20 protein-coding genes and 1 riboswitch are annotated in these 18,527 nt (G+C 37.7%); of the genes, 6 read left to right on the top strand and 14 right to left on the bottom strand.

Translation table 11 applies throughout. The features are described from left to right. Positions 1-65: 65 nt before the first annotated feature. Entirely contained in the window at positions 66-746 is a 681-nt protein-coding gene (locus AM499_RS16765; RefSeq protein ID WP_053591276.1) for a class I SAM-dependent methyltransferase, read from the top strand. A gap of 500 nt (positions 747-1,246) precedes the next feature. Here the strand turns inward: AM499_RS16765 and AM499_RS16760 are convergent, their stop codons facing one another. The 10 genes from AM499_RS16760 to AM499_RS21885 all read right to left on the bottom strand — a co-directional run bounded on the left by AM499_RS16760 (position 1,247) and on the right by AM499_RS21885 (position 11,384). Beyond that, on the bottom strand, positions 1,247-2,209 hold the full coding sequence (locus tag AM499_RS16760) for an ABC transporter ATP-binding protein (RefSeq protein WP_053591275.1): 963 nt from the start codon (positions 2,207-2,209) through the stop codon (positions 1,247-1,249). An 11-nt stretch (positions 2,210-2,220) separates the two neighbouring features. Then, positions 2,221-3,144: a C40 family peptidase gene (locus tag AM499_RS16755; RefSeq protein ID WP_053591274.1), complete on the bottom strand. Its 924-nt coding sequence runs from the start codon at positions 3,142-3,144 to the stop codon at positions 2,221-2,223. Positions 3,145-3,155: 11 nt separating this feature from the next. Continuing rightward, positions 3,156-4,238 carry a mandelate racemase/muconate lactonizing enzyme family protein gene (locus AM499_RS16750; protein WP_053591273.1) on the bottom strand — a complete coding sequence of 361 codons (1,083 nt, stop codon included), beginning with the start codon at positions 4,236-4,238 and terminating at the stop codon, positions 3,156-3,158. A gap of 13 nt (positions 4,239-4,251) precedes the next feature. Next, positions 4,252-5,175: a S66 peptidase family protein gene (locus tag AM499_RS16745; protein WP_053591272.1), complete on the bottom strand. Its 924-nt coding sequence runs from the start codon at positions 5,173-5,175 to the stop codon at positions 4,252-4,254. Positions 5,176-5,258: 83 nt separating this feature from the next. Further along, the gene (locus AM499_RS16740) at positions 5,259-6,905 is read right to left on the bottom strand and encodes a peptide ABC transporter substrate-binding protein (RefSeq protein WP_053591271.1); all 1,647 of its coding nucleotides are present in this window, start codon (positions 6,903-6,905) and stop codon (positions 5,259-5,261) included. A 54-nt stretch (positions 6,906-6,959) separates the two neighbouring features. Continuing rightward, positions 6,960-7,967, bottom strand: a complete 1,008-nt coding sequence (locus tag AM499_RS16735) for an ABC transporter ATP-binding protein (RefSeq protein ID WP_375220060.1) — start codon at positions 7,965-7,967, stop codon at positions 6,960-6,962. A 6-nt stretch (positions 7,968-7,973) separates the two neighbouring features. Next, complete coding sequence (locus AM499_RS16730; protein WP_053591270.1) at positions 7,974-8,921, bottom strand: ABC transporter permease; 948 nt, start codon at positions 8,919-8,921, stop codon at positions 7,974-7,976. Beyond that, entirely contained in the window at positions 8,921-9,856 is a 936-nt protein-coding gene (locus tag AM499_RS16725; RefSeq protein WP_053591269.1) for an ABC transporter permease, read from the bottom strand. Before AM499_RS16725 ends, AM499_RS16730 begins: the two co-directional genes overlap by 1 nt. Before the next feature lie 15 nt (positions 9,857-9,871). After that, complete coding sequence (locus AM499_RS16720; protein WP_053591268.1) at positions 9,872-10,696, bottom strand: M55 family metallopeptidase; 825 nt, start codon at positions 10,694-10,696, stop codon at positions 9,872-9,874. A gap of 376 nt (positions 10,697-11,072) precedes the next feature. After that, positions 11,073-11,384 carry a hypothetical protein gene (locus AM499_RS21885; RefSeq protein ID WP_197275675.1) on the bottom strand — a complete coding sequence of 104 codons (312 nt, stop codon included), beginning with the start codon at positions 11,382-11,384 and terminating at the stop codon, positions 11,073-11,075. Between the two features lie 376 nt (positions 11,385-11,760). After that, a riboswitch (SAM riboswitch) is annotated at positions 11,761-11,862 on the bottom strand. Positions 11,863-12,053: 191 nt separating this feature from the next. On the opposite strand from AM499_RS21885, the gene corA reads away from it, so the two are divergent. Then, complete coding sequence (corA, locus tag AM499_RS16710) at positions 12,054-13,016, top strand: magnesium/cobalt transporter CorA (protein WP_053591267.1); 963 nt, start codon at positions 12,054-12,056, stop codon at positions 13,014-13,016. Between the two features lie 33 nt (positions 13,017-13,049). Here the strand turns inward: corA and AM499_RS16705 are convergent, their stop codons facing one another. The 4 genes from AM499_RS16705 to AM499_RS16690 form a co-directional block, all read right to left on the bottom strand. Further along, positions 13,050-13,859: a hypothetical protein gene (locus AM499_RS16705; RefSeq protein WP_053591266.1), complete on the bottom strand. Its 810-nt coding sequence runs from the start codon at positions 13,857-13,859 to the stop codon at positions 13,050-13,052. 144 nt (positions 13,860-14,003) lie between these two features. Further along, positions 14,004-14,381: a hypothetical protein gene (locus tag AM499_RS16700; protein WP_053591265.1), complete on the bottom strand. Its 378-nt coding sequence runs from the start codon at positions 14,379-14,381 to the stop codon at positions 14,004-14,006. Positions 14,382-14,400: 19 nt separating this feature from the next. Continuing rightward, a complete protein-coding gene (locus AM499_RS16695) occupies positions 14,401-14,877 on the bottom strand; it encodes an acyl-CoA thioesterase (RefSeq protein ID WP_053591264.1) in 477 nt (158 codons plus the stop codon). 80 nt (positions 14,878-14,957) lie between these two features. Then, positions 14,958-15,920, bottom strand: coding sequence for a DUF4003 family protein (locus AM499_RS16690; protein ID WP_053591263.1), 963 nt, complete (start codon positions 15,918-15,920; stop codon positions 14,958-14,960). Between the two features lie 94 nt (positions 15,921-16,014). Here AM499_RS16690 and rluF point away from each other — a divergent pair, with 94 nt between their 5' ends. The 4 genes from rluF to AM499_RS16670 are packed head-to-tail and all read left to right on the top strand — an operon-like array spanning position 16,015 to position 18,285. Then, the gene (rluF, locus tag AM499_RS16685; RefSeq protein ID WP_053591262.1) at positions 16,015-16,719 is read left to right on the top strand and encodes a 23S rRNA pseudouridine(2604) synthase RluF; all 705 of its coding nucleotides are present in this window, start codon (positions 16,015-16,017) and stop codon (positions 16,717-16,719) included. 23 nt (positions 16,720-16,742) lie between these two features. Then, positions 16,743-17,462, top strand: coding sequence for a DUF6904 family protein (locus tag AM499_RS16680; protein ID WP_053591261.1), 720 nt, complete (start codon positions 16,743-16,745; stop codon positions 17,460-17,462). A 55-nt stretch (positions 17,463-17,517) separates the two neighbouring features. Continuing rightward, complete coding sequence (locus tag AM499_RS16675) at positions 17,518-17,940, top strand: SRPBCC family protein (RefSeq protein WP_053591260.1); 423 nt, start codon at positions 17,518-17,520, stop codon at positions 17,938-17,940. Beyond that, positions 17,941-18,285, top strand: a complete 345-nt coding sequence (locus AM499_RS16670; protein WP_053591259.1) for an ArsR/SmtB family transcription factor — start codon at positions 17,941-17,943, stop codon at positions 18,283-18,285. It abuts the gene before it with no gap. Positions 18,286-18,527: the final 242 nt, after the last annotated feature.

Here is an 18,527-nt window from a genome sequence, read left to right as displayed (position 1 = left end):
TAATTGTCAAACAGTTATAGCATCTTTTTTAAATTATGGTAAAGTTCAAATTAGGAGGGATGAAAATGGAATTCGATGAGACACTTGCCAAGCAATATGATAGTGGAATTAGAAGGGCACTACCTACCTATGATCCGATGCTTCGATTGATTCAAACATTTTTAAGAGCAAACACCGTGGAAGATGCAAACATATTAGTTGTGGGAGCTGGCGGTGGCAATGAAGTGACTAGTTTTAGCTTGAAAAATCCAAGATGGACGTTTATAGGGGTGGACCCATCTGAGACGATGCTGTCAGTCGCAAGAGAAAAATGCAAAGAAGCTGGAGTAAACAATCGAGTTAAATTATTACAAGGTACTGTGGAAGACGTGGAAGGTATAACTAATTTTGATGCTGCAACGTGTATTTTAGTCTTACATTTCATTCATGCATATGAAGAAAAATTAAAAACACTCCAAGAGACATACGCTAGATTAAAAAATGGAGCTCCGTTCGTTTTAATCAGTAAATATGGAGAGCCTACTAGCGATGAGTTCAAGGAACGTTTGAAACTATGGAAAAGTTACTGGCTTGATACAACTAAATTATCCTTTGAAGAAGTCGAAGCAATGGTACAGGACATTCTTTCTCTTTCATATTTGCCTGAAGAAACAATTGTAGGATTACTGCAAGAGGCTGGTTTTGTACGTATAACAAAGTTTTTTTCTACAACGTTATTCGGCGGATGGACTTGCTTTAAGAAATAATGTAAAAAAAGCATCTGCATGCGCAGACGCTTGAAACTAAAGACAAACTCGAATTTATTTTTAAATAGGATAGATCCGGTTTTCCGAAGCTAACCGCCCGCTTGCCGCAGGACGCGGCGAACTTAGATAGCCTTCCATTTGAAGAGGCACCTCTTAGCCTTCCTTCGCTAATATGCTGAGGACACTGAAAAGATTCTCAATGAAATGTCATAACAGTATGTGAACGACAAATTGTTCACATACTCGTTTTTATTTTGGATCCGTTAGTTTACGTTCCAGGCGGACGCGTTCCACCGGCATGTTTTTATCACTTAAATTTTTTCAATTAGTATTATAGAAAATCGTTGAAAAAGGTGACACTCCTGCGGGAACAGCGTTAGCCGAAGACCCCGCAGCGTAGCGAGGAGGCTAAGGCAACGCCCGCGGAAAGGGAGCCGTTTCAACGATTTTCTTATTTATCGGACGACATTATTTAGTAAAGTCAAATTTCTATAGTCTTTTTAATTATATAAATGACATGCCACGAAATGGCCTGGTTCTTGTTCCTTCCAGGCTGGCTTTTCTTCTGCACAAATAGACATAGCATGGGCACAACGAGTTCGGAATACACATCCAGATGGCGGATTTATAGGACTAGGAAGCTCCCCTTTTAATAGAATTCGTTGTCTTGATTCTTCAATATCTGGATCTGGAATTGGGATTGCAGATAATAATGCCTGAGTATATGGATGTAGTGGATTATCATATAACTGATTACTTGTTGTCAGTTCAACCATATGACCTAAATACATGACCCCAATACGATCTGAAATGTATTTTACCATTGATAAGTCGTGAGCTATAAATAAATACGTTAGTCCCTTTTCTTTTTGCAACCGTTGAAGCAGCTTCACTACTTGGGCTTGTACGGAAACATCAAGCGCAGAAATCGGCTCATCTGCAATAATGAATTCAGGATCTAGCGCCAGAGCACGAGCTATTCCAATTCGCTGTCTTTGACCACCAGAAAATTCATGTGGATAGCGGTTTGCATGATCTCTATTCAGACCTACGTCTTCCAATAGCTCATACACTCTATTTTTTAACTCTTCTCTTGTTTTATACAAATTATGTATTTCCATAGGTTCTGAAATAATTTCTAATACCGTTGACCGTGGATTCAACGATGCATATGGATCTTGGAAAATCATCTGCATTTTTTTCAAAAAGTCTTTACGTTCCCTGTCAATCATCGTATGCACATTCTTTTCTTCAAACAAAACGTTTCCTTCCGTTTTGTTATATAACCCTAAAATTGTTCTTCCTGCAGTAGATTTTCCACAACCAGACTCCCCAACAAGACCAAAAGTTTCACCCTTCACAATATCAAAACTAATTCCATCTACAGCTTTTAAAGTTTGGCCGTGCCCTATCTCAAAATGACGCTTTAAATCCTGTACGGACAAAAGAACTTTTTCTGCCATCTAAATCCCCCCTATACGGCAAATCTTCTTACTGCACAAATTTCCTTCTCAAGCTTAGAACCTTTTAATACTAAAATTTCAACTGTTTGTCCGGTGGATGGAGAATGAAGTAATTGTCCATTTCCATAATAAAATCCAACATGACGCACAGATCCTTTCCCTTCATCATTTGCGAAAAAGATTAAATCACCCTTTTTCCATGAAGAGATATCATGAAGAGGAACTTCTTCCCCACTAACTGCTTGGTCACTCGCATCTCTCGGAATTAAATAACCACAAGCCTTCAACATATTGTATGAGAATCCTGAACAGTCATAACCATAAGGAGACATACCTCCCCATAAGTAAGGAACGTCTAAGTAAAGCTCGCCTAAATCCACCGCATCTTCTGCGGATTGTCGAGGAAATTGCTCCATCGTTTCAGCAAATTCTGCATGCTTTTTTTGAATCAATGCTTTACCATGAGGGGTTTGAACTTGAAAATAGGTTGCATCCTCTGAAATAACTGGAATTATCGCATTAAATGGTAGTACAAGCAGCGGTTGCTCATTCATGTCCAGTAACGGAGCTTTCATGGAGGACACACGAGCAACACCTTTTACATCAACTCGCTCTTGTTTTGCTAGTTGTGATAAAGGTATCCAACCAGGATATCCACGAGAATCCTTTTTAGAAGACTGCCATATAGCTATAATTTTAGCCCAATCTCCTTCGACTTTTTCTATAAGTACAGGCTCACCATATAAAAGTTGCGTTTGTACTCTGTTTTCATTACAAAGTGCAAGTCTTTCTTTATAAGGTAATGCTTCAAGCCATTCAACTAATAAAACAGGATTTGCAATTGCTGGTGCATCTAAATCTCTGACAGAAGCCGGTTCTGTCCAAACAGTAGCTACCTTCACAGAACAAACCCATCCATTTGCTTCTGTTGTCATTCATAAGCCCCCTATTCTGTTTTGACTCGTGATATTCCCAGTCCATTTTCATTGGAAAACTTCATTTTACTCGTTTCGTAAATGACCCCTCCAAGAACAAGATCCTTTGCTAGCATTAGTGGTGCATCAAAGTCAAAGTATTGAATGTTTGGATGACTTGCAGCAAAATGAGCAGCAGCTGTAATACCTATTTTTGTTTCAATCATACTGCCTACCATGCATGCAACACCATTTGCTTCTGCAAGTGTATTTATTTTTTTGGCGTTATATATGCCGCCTGATTTCATCAGCTTAATATTAATCAAATCTGCAGCACGCATTTCTAAAACCCTTTTGGCATCATGTACTGAAAATACACTTTCGTCAGCCATGATTGGTGTATCCGTTCGGTCGGTTACATATTTTAATGCCTCTATATCATGAGCGGGAACAGGCTGCTCTACAAATTCGATAGCAAGACCAGCATCCTCCATGTTTCGGATTGCACGCACGGCTTCTTTTGCATTCCATCCTTGGTTTGCATCAAGTCTTAGCCTTGGTCCATCTCCTACTCTTTCTCGAATTGCATGTATACGATCAATATCATCCTTTATTTCTCCAATACCAACCTTAACTTTCAGTATGTTAAACCCTTCTTTTACATATCGTTCGGCATCATCTGCCATTTCTGTTGGTTGATTTACACTAACTGTAAAATCCGTTTCGAGTGTACTTCGATACCCTCCTAGAAATTGATACAAAGGAAGTCCGAATTGACGTGAAAGTAAATCGTGTATAGCCATATCAACTGCAGCTTTCGCGCTCGTATTTCTTACAAGAGAGGTGTTCAATTTATGAAAAATCAATTCACTTTCTAATAGATTCATCCCTATTAGCTGAGGCGCTAATATTTCATTGATAGCATACCGAATACTGTCCATCGATTCTCCCGTGATGACATGTGTAGGAGGCGCTTCGCCATAACCGATTTGCCCTTCACTCGTAGTGACCTTAACATAAATGGAATAAGCCGTAGTAACAGTACGTAGCGCTGTTTTAAAAGGTTTTGTTAGTGGAACTGCTACATCACATGTTTCAATAGATTGTATAATCAACCAGAAGTCCTCCTTATTCCACACCTGGAAGGATAATAAGTGATAAGTTTTCTGCATCCAGCTGAGCCTCGGCACCAAGCGGAACTGCAAAATGTGGCTCACAATGTCCAATGTTGAAGCCTTTCACTGCGGGCTTTCCTAATCCACCTAAATAGTGATCCAGCACTTCATCTAAAGACAAGGAAACTTTGCGTTTTTTAGGCTCTGCATCATTAAAGTCTCCAATGACAAAACCAGCTGCCTCATCCAACTTGCCTGCTTGTCGAAGCTGATTGAGCATACCGTCTACTCGGTATGGTTCTTCCCCAATGTCTTCTATTAACAATATCTTATCTCTTGTGTCTACTTCGTATTTGGTCCCTATTCCACTTGCAAGTAGCGATAAATTACCACCTGTTAACTCTCCTCGGGCTACTCCCCCCGAAACACTAGTTAAAGGAGAAATGGCTGATGTATAGTGCAGCTCCATTGGCTCAAATAGCTGTTGAAACATTTTTCTGGATAAATCAGAAAAAGTAGATTTCCCTACATCAGAAGCTAGCATTGGTCCATGGAAAGTGACGATATTGGAATATAAATTCATCCCTGTATGTAAAAAAGTAATATCTGAGTAGCCCCAGAAAATTTTAGGGTGTTCATTCATTAATTGAAAATCTATTTTATCTGTGTACCGAGCAGAACCATAACCTCCACCAGCACAAATGATTCCGGCGATGTCCGGGTTAGCAAACATTTCATGTAAATCTTCTAATCTATCTTCATCATTACCAGCAAGATAACCATACACGTTTTCTACACTTTTCCCCATTTGATAAGACAAGCCTAATTCATCTAGAAATGCTAGTGAATTGTTTAGCTGTTTTAGATTAGGAGGACTGGAAGGAGCAATAATGCCAATTGTATCTCCTTTTTGCAATCTTTTCGGTCGAATTTTCATATAGGTAATCTCCTTAATATAGAAGATGCGGCACTACTTTGAGCACCGCATCCTTCATTACAAAATTTAGGCGCTTATACTTTTTACTCTTTATCTGCCCATTTTAAATCCATATAACCTACCGGATGTCTAACGATACCAGATACATTGGACTTTTCAAGTGTTACTTGGTTGTAATAATGTACTGGGAAAACTGGCATTTCTTCCATTAACATTGCATCTGCTTGGATTAACATTTCCCAACGTTTAGCTTCATCCGTTTCATTTTTAATATCAGTAATTAATTTATCATATTCAGGATTTGACCATGTTGTACGATTCATAGAAGAACCAGTTATGAAGCTTTCTAATGCGTTTACTGGATCAGCATAGTCAAATAAGAAAGATGAACGTGATAATTGGTATTTAAATTCTTTTTGCTCCGCAGCGAATACACTAGCTTCTACGTTTTGCAGCTTCACATCTACCCCTAATACTTCTTTGAACTTACTTTGAAGAGCTTCAGCAATTTTTTTATGAACGTCACTTGTAGAGTATGTTAAGACCACTTCAGGTAATGCTGTATATCCTTCTTCAGCCATACCTTCAGCTAATAATGTTTTTGCTTTTTCTGCATCAAAACCAGTCAATTTACCTGCAGTTTCTCTGAACTCTTTTCCATCTGGACCAATGAAACCATATGGTACAAATCCTTCTGCTGGCTTTTCACCATTTTTCGTTACAAATTCCACGATTTCTTGTTGGTTAACCGCTAAGCCAAATGCTTGGCGAATTTTTTTGTTTGTAAAAGGCTCTTGTGATACGTTAAAACGATAGAAGTATAAACCTGCTTGATCCTCATTTTTAAGCTCTGGATCACTCATTAGCTTATCTGCAAGTTCAGATGGAACACCAGAGACATCTAGTTCTCCAGTTTCGTACATTTGATATTCCGTATTAGAGTCATCTACCATCGCCCATTCCACTTTGTCTAACTTAACAGAACCTGCATCCCAATAGTTTTCATTTTTTGCAAACGAGAAGCTTACATCATGTTCCCATGATGCCAATTTAAATGGCCCGTTTCCAACAAATGTGTCTGCTTCTGTAAACCACGTTGGGTTTTCCGTCGCCACTTTTTCATTTACCGGGAAAAAGCTTGGATTTGTAATAATATTCAAAAATGCCTCTGTAGGTGCATTTAATTTTACTTCGAACACTTTTTCTTCTAACGCTTTTATTGCTACTGCATCAGCAGTACCTTCTCCATTATTGTAAGCCTCTGCTCCTTCTATAAAATATGCAAGAAAAGCTGCAGGAGAGGCAGTTTCTGGATTTAACATATGCAACCAGCCATATACGAAGTCACTTGCTAACACAGGGTCTCCATTAGACCATTTAGCATCCTCACGAATTGTAAATGTATATGTCAAACCATCTTCTGATACATCTACTTTCTCAGCCGTAGCCGGCTCTGCAATATGATCCTTTGAAAGTCTTACTAATCCTTCCATCAGATTATTTAATGCATTCCAAGATACTGCATCAAACCCTACGGATGGGTCAAACGAGGTCGGCTCGTTTCCGTTATTTAGATAGAGTATTTTTTCTGTAGCTACTTCTACTTCTTCGTTTTCTTCCTCTGTTGTTGTCTCTGCAGGTTTTTCTTCTCCTGCATTTTTGTTTGCTGTACAAGCTGATAGCACTAATGCCAAAAATGCTAATACAAACAATGATAACCACTTTTTCATTCTAGTTCCCCCTTTATTGTATATGTGAATGCACTTTCGCGCTCTCATCCAATCCTATCTTTGTTCTAATAATACTTTCGCCCGCTCATCTTGAAGCCAGCAATCCACCGCATGGGCTTCGGATAATCTGGCCGTAAATGGATACGCATGCTCACAAACTTCCATTGCATAATCACAACGGGCAGTGAAAGGACACCCCTTTGGTGGTGAAAATAAATCAGGTGGAGTACCTTCTATTGGTTGTAATTCTTCTTCCTCCAGATCTAGTCGCGGTACCGAATTTAATAATCCTTTAGTATATGGATGCTCTGGAGTATAGAAGATTTCTCTCTTATCACCGATCTCCACAATTTTCCCTGCATACATAACCGCTATTCTGTCTGCAATCTTTGCCACAACCCCTAAATCATGTGTGATTAATATAATTGATATGTCCGTTTTTCTTTGAATCTCTTCAAATAGCTCTAAAATCTGCGCTTGAATCGTCACATCTAATGCTGTTGTCGGCTCATCCGCGATCAATAATTCTGGATCGCAAATAAGTGCAATTGCAATCACTATTCGCTGACGCATACCACCTGAAAACTGGTGGGGAAATTGCTTTAATCGTTCTTCAGGATTTGGAATCCCTACAAGATTTAACATCTCAATTGCTTTCTTTTTTGCTTCTTGCTTCCCTATTTTTTGGTGCGTCCGTAGTCCTTCCGTCAGTTGCTCTCCAATGGAAATTGTAGGATTTAACGCTGTCATAGGGTCTTGGAATATCATCGAGATGTCAACACCCTGTATTTTTCTAAGCTGCGCTTTAGACAATTTAGTCAAATCTTTCCCTTTGAAAACAATACTCCCATTTTTAATGATTCCAGCCGGTTGTGGAATTAACCCCATAATTGCATTGGAAGTAACACTTTTACCACACCCAGATTCACCTACAATTGCAAGTGTCTCCCCTTTATATAAATCGAAACTTACACCTCTAATGGCCTCTACTTCCCCTCCAAAAGTGCGGAAAGAAACTTGTAAGTTATCCACTTGTAAGATTTTTTGTTTTATGTCATTCACCTACAGCTACCTCCTCAATTTTGGATCAAGTGCATCTTGTAAACCATCTCCCAATACATTAAAAGCAAACATCGTCAGGGAAATGAAAAGTGCTGGAAATAATAAACGCCACCAGTGCCCCGATAAAATTACAGGCAATGCATCATTTGCCATAACACCCCAACTTGCAAAGGGAGCAGCAATTCCTAATCCTAAAAAGCTTAGAAATGCTTCTGCAAAAATAGCACTTGGAACAGTAAGCGTCATTTGAACTATAATCGGACCCATTGTGTTCGGCAGGAGGTTTTTGCGTAAAATTCTAGAAGTCTTTGCACCAAAGGATTTGGAGGCGGTCACGAATTCATAGTTTTTTATTTGAAGTACCTGTCCTCGAACAATACGAGCCATACCTACCCACCCTGTCACCGTAAGTGCAACAATAATAGTGGTTAAGCTCGCCCCCATTACAACCATTAGTAAAATAACAACCAACAAATGCGGCAATCCGTAAAGCACTTCTACTATACGCATCATTACTGCATCCGTTCGTCCACCTTTATATCCACTCAAACCGCCATAAATAATTCCAATGAAAAAGTCGATAAGGGCTGCCATTACTCCTACAAATAAAGAGATTCGAGCACCATACCATGTCCTAGTAAATACATCACGACCTGCCTCATCCGTGCCAAACCAATGGGCAGCAGAAGGCGCCTGATTTTGACTAGGATAATCAGTGGCTGTTACTGAATAAGGAGAAAAAATTGGACCAAATATGGCAAAGAGCGTAAGTAAAATAAGAAATATTAGCCCGCCCATTGCAAGTTTATTTTTACGGAGTCTGCGCCATGCATCTTTCCAATAAGATAACGACGGCCTTACAACAGCCTCCGCTTTTTCTTGATTTTTTGGTTTTGGTCTAAACCACTCGTCCTGTACATTTTGTGGGGAAACCACATTTTGTGGGTTTGTCATTACGCATCCCCCTCTTTACGGTGTAATTTTATTCGTGGATCTAGAAATCCGTATACAATATCTACAAGAAACAACATGAATACGAGAAACGCACTATAGAAAACTGTAGACCCCATAATAACCGGATAATCTCGGTTGTTAATACTCTCTACGAAGTATTTTCCCATTCCTGGAATGGCAAATATCCGCTCAATAACAAAAGTCCCTGTTAATATACCAGCAAGCATTGTTCCTAAAATAGTTACAACCGGCATAAGGGCATTTCTTAACGCATGTCGCACGACGATTCTCACCGGTGAAAGACCTTTTGCCCGGGCCATTTTTATATAGTCCTGAGTCAATACTTCGAGCATGCTAGATCTCGTTAATCGTGCAATTATTGCTGTAGGACCTGTTGCAAGAGCTAAAGTAGGTAATATCATATGTATCGGGCTGCTCCAAGTAGCCGCTGGAAACCACTCCAAGTTTACTGCCAATTGTTGAATAAGTAAGGTTGCTAGCACGAAATTCGGGACAGAAATCCCTACAACGGCAAAAGTCATTGCTAAGTAGTCAATTATTCCGTTGTGCCGGAGTGCAGCAAGCGTCCCTAAGATAATTCCAGATATTAAAGCGACTAGTATCGTAACCATTCCCAACTCAAAAGATATTGGGAATCCCCTTGCAAGTAATTCATTTACGGAGTCATTCGGCTTTTTAATCGATGGTCCAAAGTCAAATGTCACAATCGACTTTAAATAATACAAATACTGAACATGCATCGGTTCATCAAGTTTGTAAAACTTTTCTAAGTTTGCTTGAATCGTAGGATTAGATGTCCTTTCTCCTTCAAATGGAGACCCTGGAACCGAATGCATTAATATGAAGGTTACGGTAGCAATGATAAGAATCGTAGCAATCATCATAATAAAACGTTTAATAATATATTTCGCCATAAGCAAACTCCCCCCTTAACAAAATTTCGTTTGCATTGCTAGCTCTACCATTACAAGCATCGCCCGGTATGCTTCTAATATATCTTTTGCCTCGAACTTAACTATTGTCGTTCCTTCTATAATTTCACAACCAGGCATAAGTGCCGCCCATTCCGCTTGACCATAATTAACAAATTCAATACGTAATGTTGGATTTTTAGGAGGGGTGAGCGGTTTGATTTGATTTCTATTACTAATCGCTACAGCTACCTTTTCTCTCAATAGTGCATGTGCTTTTTGTGGATGCAATGTCTTAACCGCTGATCTTGAGATAGACTCTTTCACTACTGCAGTGACAACTCCAGGAATCAGTGCCTCAGCTTCTTTACACGCACCATCATCGCCTGCAACCATAATAACTGGTACACCAAAGTGCCCTGCTACATATGCATTTAATCCCAGTTCACCAATTTCTACATCGTTTATATACATATTTCTAACTCCGAATATCATCGAGTGACTCATTACTCCAGGTTGTCCTGCTCTCGAATGATAACCAGCAAATACTGCACCAAGGTAAGATTCATCTAATGCCTGCACCATCGAAAACGGCTTCACATCTCCCGTTATTAAAGAAGCTTCTGGATGCAGCTCTTCTACTAAAATATTATTCATTTTAGAGTGACTATCATTAACTAAAATCTCTTTTACACCTACAGATAGAGCACCTTCTACAATTGCATTTGCCTCTTGTGTCATTATACGGCGAGCACGTTCATAATTATGCTTACTGGAGTCCACAAAAGTATAATCCGGCAAACCTGTGATTCCTTCCATATCAATTGAAAGAAAAAGCTTCATTTCCATCCCCCTTAATCATTTCACCCATCAAAATAAATATAACTTTATCAAAATATATAGAAAATTACAATATGTCTAAATATTTATAATGTCCTTTTTTTTGGTAAATACACGGATTCGGTGAGTAATGCGAACATTAACAAAAAATTTAAATCAAGGTAATAGATTAAGGATTTTACACACAAAAAAAGCAAATGCGCTTTTAAAAAAGGCATTTGCTTCTGCGTAGCATAGCTACTCGTCGCAGTTAAGTTCGTTGCTCCTGCGTTGCGGTTGCTACTCGTCGCAGTTAAGTTCGTTTGCTCCTGCGCCGTTTCACTTGCTCGTCGCAGTTAAATTCATTGCTCCTACGATTCCGTAGCTAACAATAATATCCTTAGTAACGAGGACCGAAGAAAGGACGTTGGAATGGTTGTTGGAATCCTCCTTGCGGATATGGGTATGCTTGTAGGGGTGGATTCACAACTACGTTTCGATTAGTCTCTGTAAAGTAATGCTGTGGAACATTTACAATATGCTCGCGATTCACATTAACGATTGGATGAATTACAGGTTGCATTCTCGGTATAAAGGAATCACGTACACGATATTGCGGTGGACATACAATTGGCTGCGCAGGTGGTTGTTGCCATGGGGATACTTGAGGTTGATGGCATGAATGACAAGGTCTATGATGATATTGGTTCACGATAAATTCACCTCCTTCTTGCACTTATATTAGTAAATGCAAAAGCAGGCTATAGAAACTAGACAAACACCTCAGTTAATTGCAAATAAAAATGAACCCGAATAACTAATCAACCCCTTTGCCAGTATATAGACAAGGGGGTAGATTAGTTCAAAACTCTGTGTGGTGTAAAATAAATACTTTCTTTCTCTATTGATCAAATGGGATCTTCAAAAAAGAAGTTTTATATTTAACTCGATGCACTTCTTACGAATGGGTAACTGAAGTGAACGAGGTGAAACCAAAGCAAAAATTCTTTCCATATAGCCCTTTAAATCAAATAAAACCTCTTCTTAGAAACAAGAAGAGGTTTACACGTCGTTAAGTGATTATTCTCTTCTTATCTTCAAGCCTAAAAGCTTTTGGAATTAGCACAGTGCAAAAATGCCTGTTGCTGAGGTATCCTAGGGCCAAGTCCCTCCACCTCTCTTGATAAGAAAGTTGTTATATTTGATTAATACCCACTATACAGATAGAAATTATATATGTCAATACTATTTTTTATTTAATCAAACTTTTCCAGTCATTATAAATAATTTATAGGTTAAATATTATGAGGTGTGTTTTGATGGAAGTATGCGAATATGAGATAATGGCAACATGCATTCAATGTAAAAGTGAGGTTTTGATATGATTCAAACGATGGGCATTACAACCGCTCACGAAATAATATGTGATTTTCCTCTCCATGATATTAAAAATAAAACGTTTGAATGGTATTGGATTGATATTGGAGAACCTTCTCAAGAAGAAGAGAATCTTCTTAGCTCTTTTTTCCATTTCCATCCGCTAGCAATAGAAGACTGTTTACTAAGACTTCAACGTCCAAAGTTAGACCATTATGATGGGTATGCTTTTTATGTTCTACATACCATTAATGAAGAAACGTTAGAAGCGGAAGAACTAGATATTTTTGTTGGAAAGGATTATGTTGTCACATTCCACTTTCCACCTATGCATGAATTGGCTCAAGCACGAGAACGCATTATTCGAAATTCAGAAGGCTGGGAACGTGGTGCCATGCATGCAACCTATCATATCGTCGATAAAGTAGTGGATGCTTATTTTCCAATCGTCTATAAAATTGAGGATTATTTGAATGAAGTAGAAGACAAGCTTTCTTCAGATATGAGACATTTATCTATAGATCAAGTTTTTGACTTACGTAGTGATTTGCTTAGATTACGTAGAACAGTGATACCAATGCGGGACTTATTGTACCGTATTATGAATTCCGAACGAATAAATTTACAACACTCTGAACGTGCATATTTTGGAGACATTTATGATCACTTGCTAAAGCTCACGGAAATGATTGAATCTAATCGAGAACTCACTGCAGATATTAGAGACAGTCATATGTCGATTAACTCTAGTCGAATGAATCGAATTATGATGATTTTAACGATTGTATCCACCGTTTTTATTCCATTGACATTTATCGTAGGAGTATACGGAATGAATTTTGCGTATATGCCTGAGCTAGAGTGGAAATATGGTTATTTTGTCGTGATGGGATTGATCGTTGTTATTGCTCTTTCCATGCTTGCTTGGTTTAAATTTAAAGGCTGGTTTTCTCTATTTAAAAACTAAAAAAGAGCTGACGTCGTAGTGTCAGCTCCTTTTTTATTTTACGTTACCAGTCCAATAGTAAAATAATGCAGTAAAAGTGAGTTTTTGAGCATGGGTCAAGTCATGTGCAAGCGACACATGCACGTTTACTGCTTGTATTTCAAATGCAGGATGAGTTGCATAAGGAAAAATTCCAAAACGATACGTAGCTAACCGTTTTCCATTGGAATCATCGACATCAATATCTCCATACATACTTTTTGCTTCCATTTGCAGTATCTTCTCATTGTTCGCATTAAAAATAATGGCTCTATTTTTAACTGAAAAAGGAGGCATGACAACAGTGGATAAATGGTTTTTTGTGTGGTCATAAACTTTTATCTGCATAAATTTTAGTTTATTTTTCAAAGTGAATTGACTGACTATGCTATCATCAATTGTTTTTAAATGGTATGTAATGGGTATCAACATTCCCTTTTGAAAGATCTCAAATGCAGATAGCATCTTCTTAACTCCATGATCCTTAGCAGGTTCAATCTTATATAAACGTTCTCCTCTTCCTGAAACTAAGTAGGTAACTGGAATAAAAGATACATCCCTTTGAAAATTAAGTTCTTTTATGGGAAATTCAGCAGAATAATATTCACTATCTATTTGCTGCTCTTTCGGTAATTTGTCTGCAGCATTTTGAATGACAAAAGAAGTACTAAACAATATAAAAAACGTAAATCCTATTAAAAAATGAGTCTCAAAATCGTACAACAGTACATCTCTAAAAATAACTACTAAAACTATGTATAGGCCAAATATTAGTATAGATCCTAGCTTTGTATATTTTGCAGCACGTTCGTATATATGTTGCATAGCCCATCACTCCTTCTTTTATGCTTACGAATGAACATTTGAAATGGTTTCATTATGATAAAGCATTCCAAAGTAAGGGATTGAATCTTGATCTAAAGAAAAAAACCTTTAGAAGACCTATTTTAAGGGACTTCTAAAGGTTTTTTAGTGTTTTTCAATTGCACGAACGTATAATTTTTTCAAGAAATATCCTAATACATATAAACTAATAAGCGCAAAAGCAATTAGTAATAGGTCCTCTACTGCAGTTGGCAAACTTAGAGGAACTATAAAAATGCTGAATAAGACAAATAAATAAATAATACCTGCAATACCCGCTATAAGCACTACTCCAATAATAGAAAGCTGTGCATAGGTGAGCTGTTTAATATGGTGTCTTTGCCTAATTATTTCAAGAACAATAGCAAGTGCTATAATTGTGAATGTGATAGTAACCTCGCCAAAATACGCGTAGTTTATTAAATATACAACGAGCAGCGTGATCATAATATACTTATAAAATTCATCTATTTGTTTAAGCATATATTCACATCCTTATCAATTAGTAATTCATCTCTAATCGCTGTTTACGATGGATACGTCTAGCAGGACCTGATTCAAATAAACGAGTTTCTTCTTCTGTTTCAGGATGAATACCCGGTACAGAAACAGGCTTACCATTTTCATCTACTGCAACCATTGTTACAAAAGACTCCGTTGTAAGTTGTTCTTCTCCAGTTATTAAATTCATTGACGTCACTCGAACATAAACTTCCATAGATGAACGACCTGTATTTGAAACAACAGCCTCTAACTCCAATACATCCCCTACTTTTGCAGAAGAAAGGAAATCAACAGAGTCTATTGAAGCAGTTACCACTGCACCTTGCGCATGCTTCATGGACGAAATCGCTGCGATCTCATCGATAAATGCAAGTACCCGTCCACCAAAAATAGTTTGGTGATGATTTGTATCAGGCGGAAGGATCAAGTGGGTTTGTATAGTTCTAGATTGACTCATTGGATTTGTGTTCATCATGTATTACTCCTCAAAATTTTCTTTATTTGCTCTACCGTTTTTTCGTAAAGCATATCAGTTATAGTATAGCATGAAGATCATTAAGAGTTCGAAGATGAAGCTGCGGCACTTGAAGCAGCGATCATTGAAATCATCATTGCCTGTTGTGCTTGAAGTAGCATTTCAAGCGATGTTGCCATTGAGATGGCCGCAGTAGCATAAGTGTCTTTGGAAGCTCTCATTTCCCATCCAAGAGCGATAGATAGAGCACTATCCTTATACCAAGAAAATAGTTTCATACTCGCGAGTGATTCATATGTTGTAACTATTGCTTGTAGTTGTTCTTCATTCATTTTCAGTGCCGCCATAAATCCAATCATAGGATATTGAGGGGCTGATGTTTTTATCTTTACACTTTTTAATCCATCTCGAATAATGACTGCTCGTTTCACCAAGTCTTCCTCATATTTAGCATTTGTATACGTTAGTACCTGCGACATCCATTGTAGTTCATTTCCGGAGTAGAATTTATAATTTCTAAGCTCCTGATAGTAGCGATTCATCGTTTCTGCACGGACAGCGGTATCTCCATTTAATTTCCCTAAAAACATGGCATAGGGATAATCGTCTGTTGATGTTAAAAACCGATGGTGCTTTTTCATATCCGCCATTAGCTGTTTAGCCCGTTCCATTTCCTCTGCCCAGTTTACTTTGTCATCTGACATCAATAAAGCTGCTAAATAAGTATAACTATTTACTTTAAAGGAAGAGTTTTTTAATGCTTCTATCTTCTCTAATAATAAATCTACAGCTTGTTGTGGCTCTTGGCCTGCTACATCTAATGTAGCAATGAAAAGCGGGTTTAAGTGAGAACGTAATGGAGAGAATATACCCGCTTTCTTTTTAATAACGATCTCTATTTCCTTGAATCTACTTTCATTTAGTTCTTTATCTAGAGTCACATAATAACCAGCAAGCGAGAGAGTGACACGTTTATCAACACCCCAGCTTAATAATTTTTTTAAAGTGTTGAATGTCTCTTCTATTTTTTGATTAATCGTCATAGTCAATCACTCCTTTTCTTTTTTACGCGCTTTACTCTAAAATAGTTTCAAGTTTTGTTATAATCATTCTAACAAGAAAAGTAGGTGTTTTAGGATGCGCATTAATAAATTTTTAAGTGAAGCTGGAATTGTCTCAAGACGTGGTGCAGATAAATGGATAACAGATGGTAGAGTAACTATCAATGGAGTGATGGCTGAACTTGGAAGTAAAGTGGAAGCTGGAGACGACGTGCGTGTAGACGGAAAACCGATTGCCGTTGAACAACCATTAGTGTATCTCGTTTTGAATAAACCGGTCGGTATCACCAGCACAACAGAACGTCACGTAAAAGGTAATATTGTCGATTTTGTCAATCACCCACTTCGTATTTTTCATATTGGCCGCTTAGATAAAGATTCGGATGGATTAATTTTGCTGACGAATGATGGAGACATAGTGAATGAAATATTACGGGCTGAAAATAAACATGAAAAAGAATATATTGTTACTGTAAATGAAAGAATAACCGATTCATTCATTGAAAAAATGGCTTCTGGTGTAAATATTTTAGGAACGAAAACACTACCCGCAAAAGTAAAAAAAGTTGGTCAAAATACTTTTAATATAACTCTTACACAAGGTTTAAACAGACAAATAAGAAGAATGTGTTCTGCACTAGGATTTACTGTGAAGAGATTACAACGTATTCGTATTATGAATATAACATTAGAAGGTCTATCTATTGGAGAATGGAGAGAATTGACCGATTTAGAGAAAAAAGAATTGTTTTCTACGCTTAACTATTCACCAAAAAGGTAATAGAACCTTAGGAGGTGGAGAATATGCTTGCGTTAAAAAGCACGGAAAATATGACGGGCGTATTAATTAGTGGTGATTTTTGGGATTTAGATGAGCTTTGCTCTGCAATACATCATCTGACGGGAAAAGAAGATCGATATATGGACTGGCAAGGAGCTCGAATGCGTTTATTAGGTGTGACATCCGAAATACGTTATGCCTATCAAGGAAATCGCAATATTGATTTTGTAGCAAATGGCTTACACAAAGAAATGATGAAATCCCATGACTTTATAGCTCCAGAAAATAATATTTATTACTCTACCGAGATTTTGTGGCCTGAGCTAGTTTTCTCATTTATTGCCTTAAATGATTTTATCCAGTTATATAAAAAATACGAATTTGCGAATGATTTTGATTTGCATATTGTAAATGTTCGCAAATTCCAAGCACTTATTTCGGAAGCATGGAAGGATATATTAACAAACGAAGAGTATGCAGTAATACTTAGTGCTGTTTATTCACCAGAAACAACTGTAGAAGAATATGCAATTCAGTATATTGATATGTTAAATCTATCTTATATTGAGATGACTAAAGAGCAACGAACTAAATCTTTTTCTTCAATCGTCCAAAATATCGTAATGGAAAATGGCGAATATGAGGCTATCAAGAAAAAAGTAATTGCGGAAGCTAGTAAAACAAAAAGTGCTATACATGATTTACGTTTTAATGTGAACTACCCAGAACAGATTGAATGGTAATCACTTGACATGAAACCATTTGGTTTTATTTTTTTTGGAGAAAGAAGGATATTAAGTGGGAAATAAACTTAAAGATATTATACAAACAGTCACTATAAATGCACCTATTCAAAAAGTATGGGAAAATGTATCAACCGCTGACGGGATTGCAAAATGGTTTATGCCGAATGACTTTCAATTAGAAGAGGGATACGAGTTTCATATTCAATCTCCTTTCGGTCCATCCCCTTGTAAAGTAACAGAAGTAGACCCGCCAAATAAGCTTTCTTTTATTTGGGATACAGAAGGATGGTTTGTTTCATTTATTTTAAAAGAGATGAACGATAAAACAGAATTTACTCTTATTCATGGCGGTTGGAAAGAAGCAGATGACAAACTTATAAAACCGAATGAAAAAAGTTCTGTTATCCGTGATAGAATGGCTCATGGTTGGGAAGGAATCGTACAAGAGCGCTTAAGAAAGGCTATTGAAAACTAAGTGGAAACTTCTGCAAAAAAGTATGATGTATTTCAGGCCATAGCCGATCCAACTCGCAGAGAGGTTTTAAAGTTACTAGCTGAAAAAGAGCTACCGATTTCGGAAATCACTTCCCACTTCCCAATGAGTCGTACCGCAATAGCAAAACATCTTAACGTGTTAACGGAGGCTGAGTTAGTCAGTTGTCAAAAGGTTGGAAGAGAAAAGATCTATCGCCTTCATACAGAACCATTACAGGAATTAAATCAATGGCTTTCTTACTATGAGCAATTCTGGCATAACAAACTATCCATCCTTAAGCATGTAGTAGAAAATAGTGAAAATAATACCCGAGAAACTGAGTAAAGGGAAGTACCCCTGTCTGCATTTGAAAATTGCGCCATTTAAAAGCAAAACTATTTTCAATCGTTTCCAGAGAGCTGTGGACAGACTTGGCTACATCATTACCGTGTGATTTTTAGGAGAGGAGTGTCGTGACTAGCGTCACGATCCCCTCTCTTTTTTTGTAATCCTGTGGCTATTGTAATTCGAAAATCACCATACTTTGGTGATTGTTATACGGTTGGAACGCGGGTTTTAAATGTGGT

This window comes from Bacillus sp. FJAT-22090 (assembly GCF_001278755.1).
Lineage (GTDB): Bacteria > Bacillota > Bacilli > Bacillales_A > Planococcaceae > Psychrobacillus.
This window is presented reverse-complemented; position numbering and strand designations above follow the sequence as displayed.

What these genes read in the sequence shown, in the direction of transcription:
- AM499_RS16705 (WP_053591266.1), bottom strand. Translation starts at nt 13,859, where the DNA reads ATGCAACATATATACGAACGTGCTGCAAAATATACAAAGCTAGGATCT.
- AM499_RS16695 (WP_053591264.1), bottom strand. Translation starts at nt 14,877, where the DNA reads ATGATGAACACAAATCCAATGAGTCAATCTAGAACTATACAAACCCAC.
- AM499_RS16725 (WP_053591269.1), bottom strand. Translation starts at nt 9,856, where the DNA reads ATGGCGAAATATATTATTAAACGTTTTATTATGATGATTGCTACGATT.
- AM499_RS16730 (WP_053591270.1), bottom strand. Translation starts at nt 8,921, where the DNA reads ATGACAAACCCACAAAATGTGGTTTCCCCACAAAATGTACAGGACGAG.
- AM499_RS16745 (WP_053591272.1), bottom strand. Translation starts at nt 5,175, where the DNA reads ATGAAAATTCGACCGAAAAGATTGCAAAAAGGAGATACAATTGGCATT.
- AM499_RS16760 (WP_053591275.1), bottom strand. Translation starts at nt 2,209, where the DNA reads ATGGCAGAAAAAGTTCTTTTGTCCGTACAGGATTTAAAGCGTCATTTT.
- corA (WP_053591267.1), top strand. Translation starts at nt 12,054, where the DNA reads ATGATTCAAACGATGGGCATTACAACCGCTCACGAAATAATATGTGAT.
- AM499_RS16680 (WP_053591261.1), top strand. Translation starts at nt 16,743, where the DNA reads ATGCTTGCGTTAAAAAGCACGGAAAATATGACGGGCGTATTAATTAGT.
- AM499_RS16765 (WP_053591276.1), top strand. Translation starts at nt 66, where the DNA reads ATGGAATTCGATGAGACACTTGCCAAGCAATATGATAGTGGAATTAGA.
- AM499_RS16755 (WP_053591274.1), bottom strand. Translation starts at nt 3,144, where the DNA reads ATGACAACAGAAGCAAATGGATGGGTTTGTTCTGTGAAGGTAGCTACT.
- rluF (WP_053591262.1), top strand. Translation starts at nt 16,015, where the DNA reads ATGCGCATTAATAAATTTTTAAGTGAAGCTGGAATTGTCTCAAGACGT.
- AM499_RS16700 (WP_053591265.1), bottom strand. Translation starts at nt 14,381, where the DNA reads ATGCTTAAACAAATAGATGAATTTTATAAGTATATTATGATCACGCTG.
- AM499_RS16690 (WP_053591263.1), bottom strand. Translation starts at nt 15,920, where the DNA reads ATGACGATTAATCAAAAAATAGAAGAGACATTCAACACTTTAAAAAAA.
- AM499_RS16740 (WP_053591271.1), bottom strand. Translation starts at nt 6,905, where the DNA reads ATGAAAAAGTGGTTATCATTGTTTGTATTAGCATTTTTGGCATTAGTG.
- AM499_RS16720 (WP_053591268.1), bottom strand. Translation starts at nt 10,696, where the DNA reads ATGAAGCTTTTTCTTTCAATTGATATGGAAGGAATCACAGGTTTGCCG.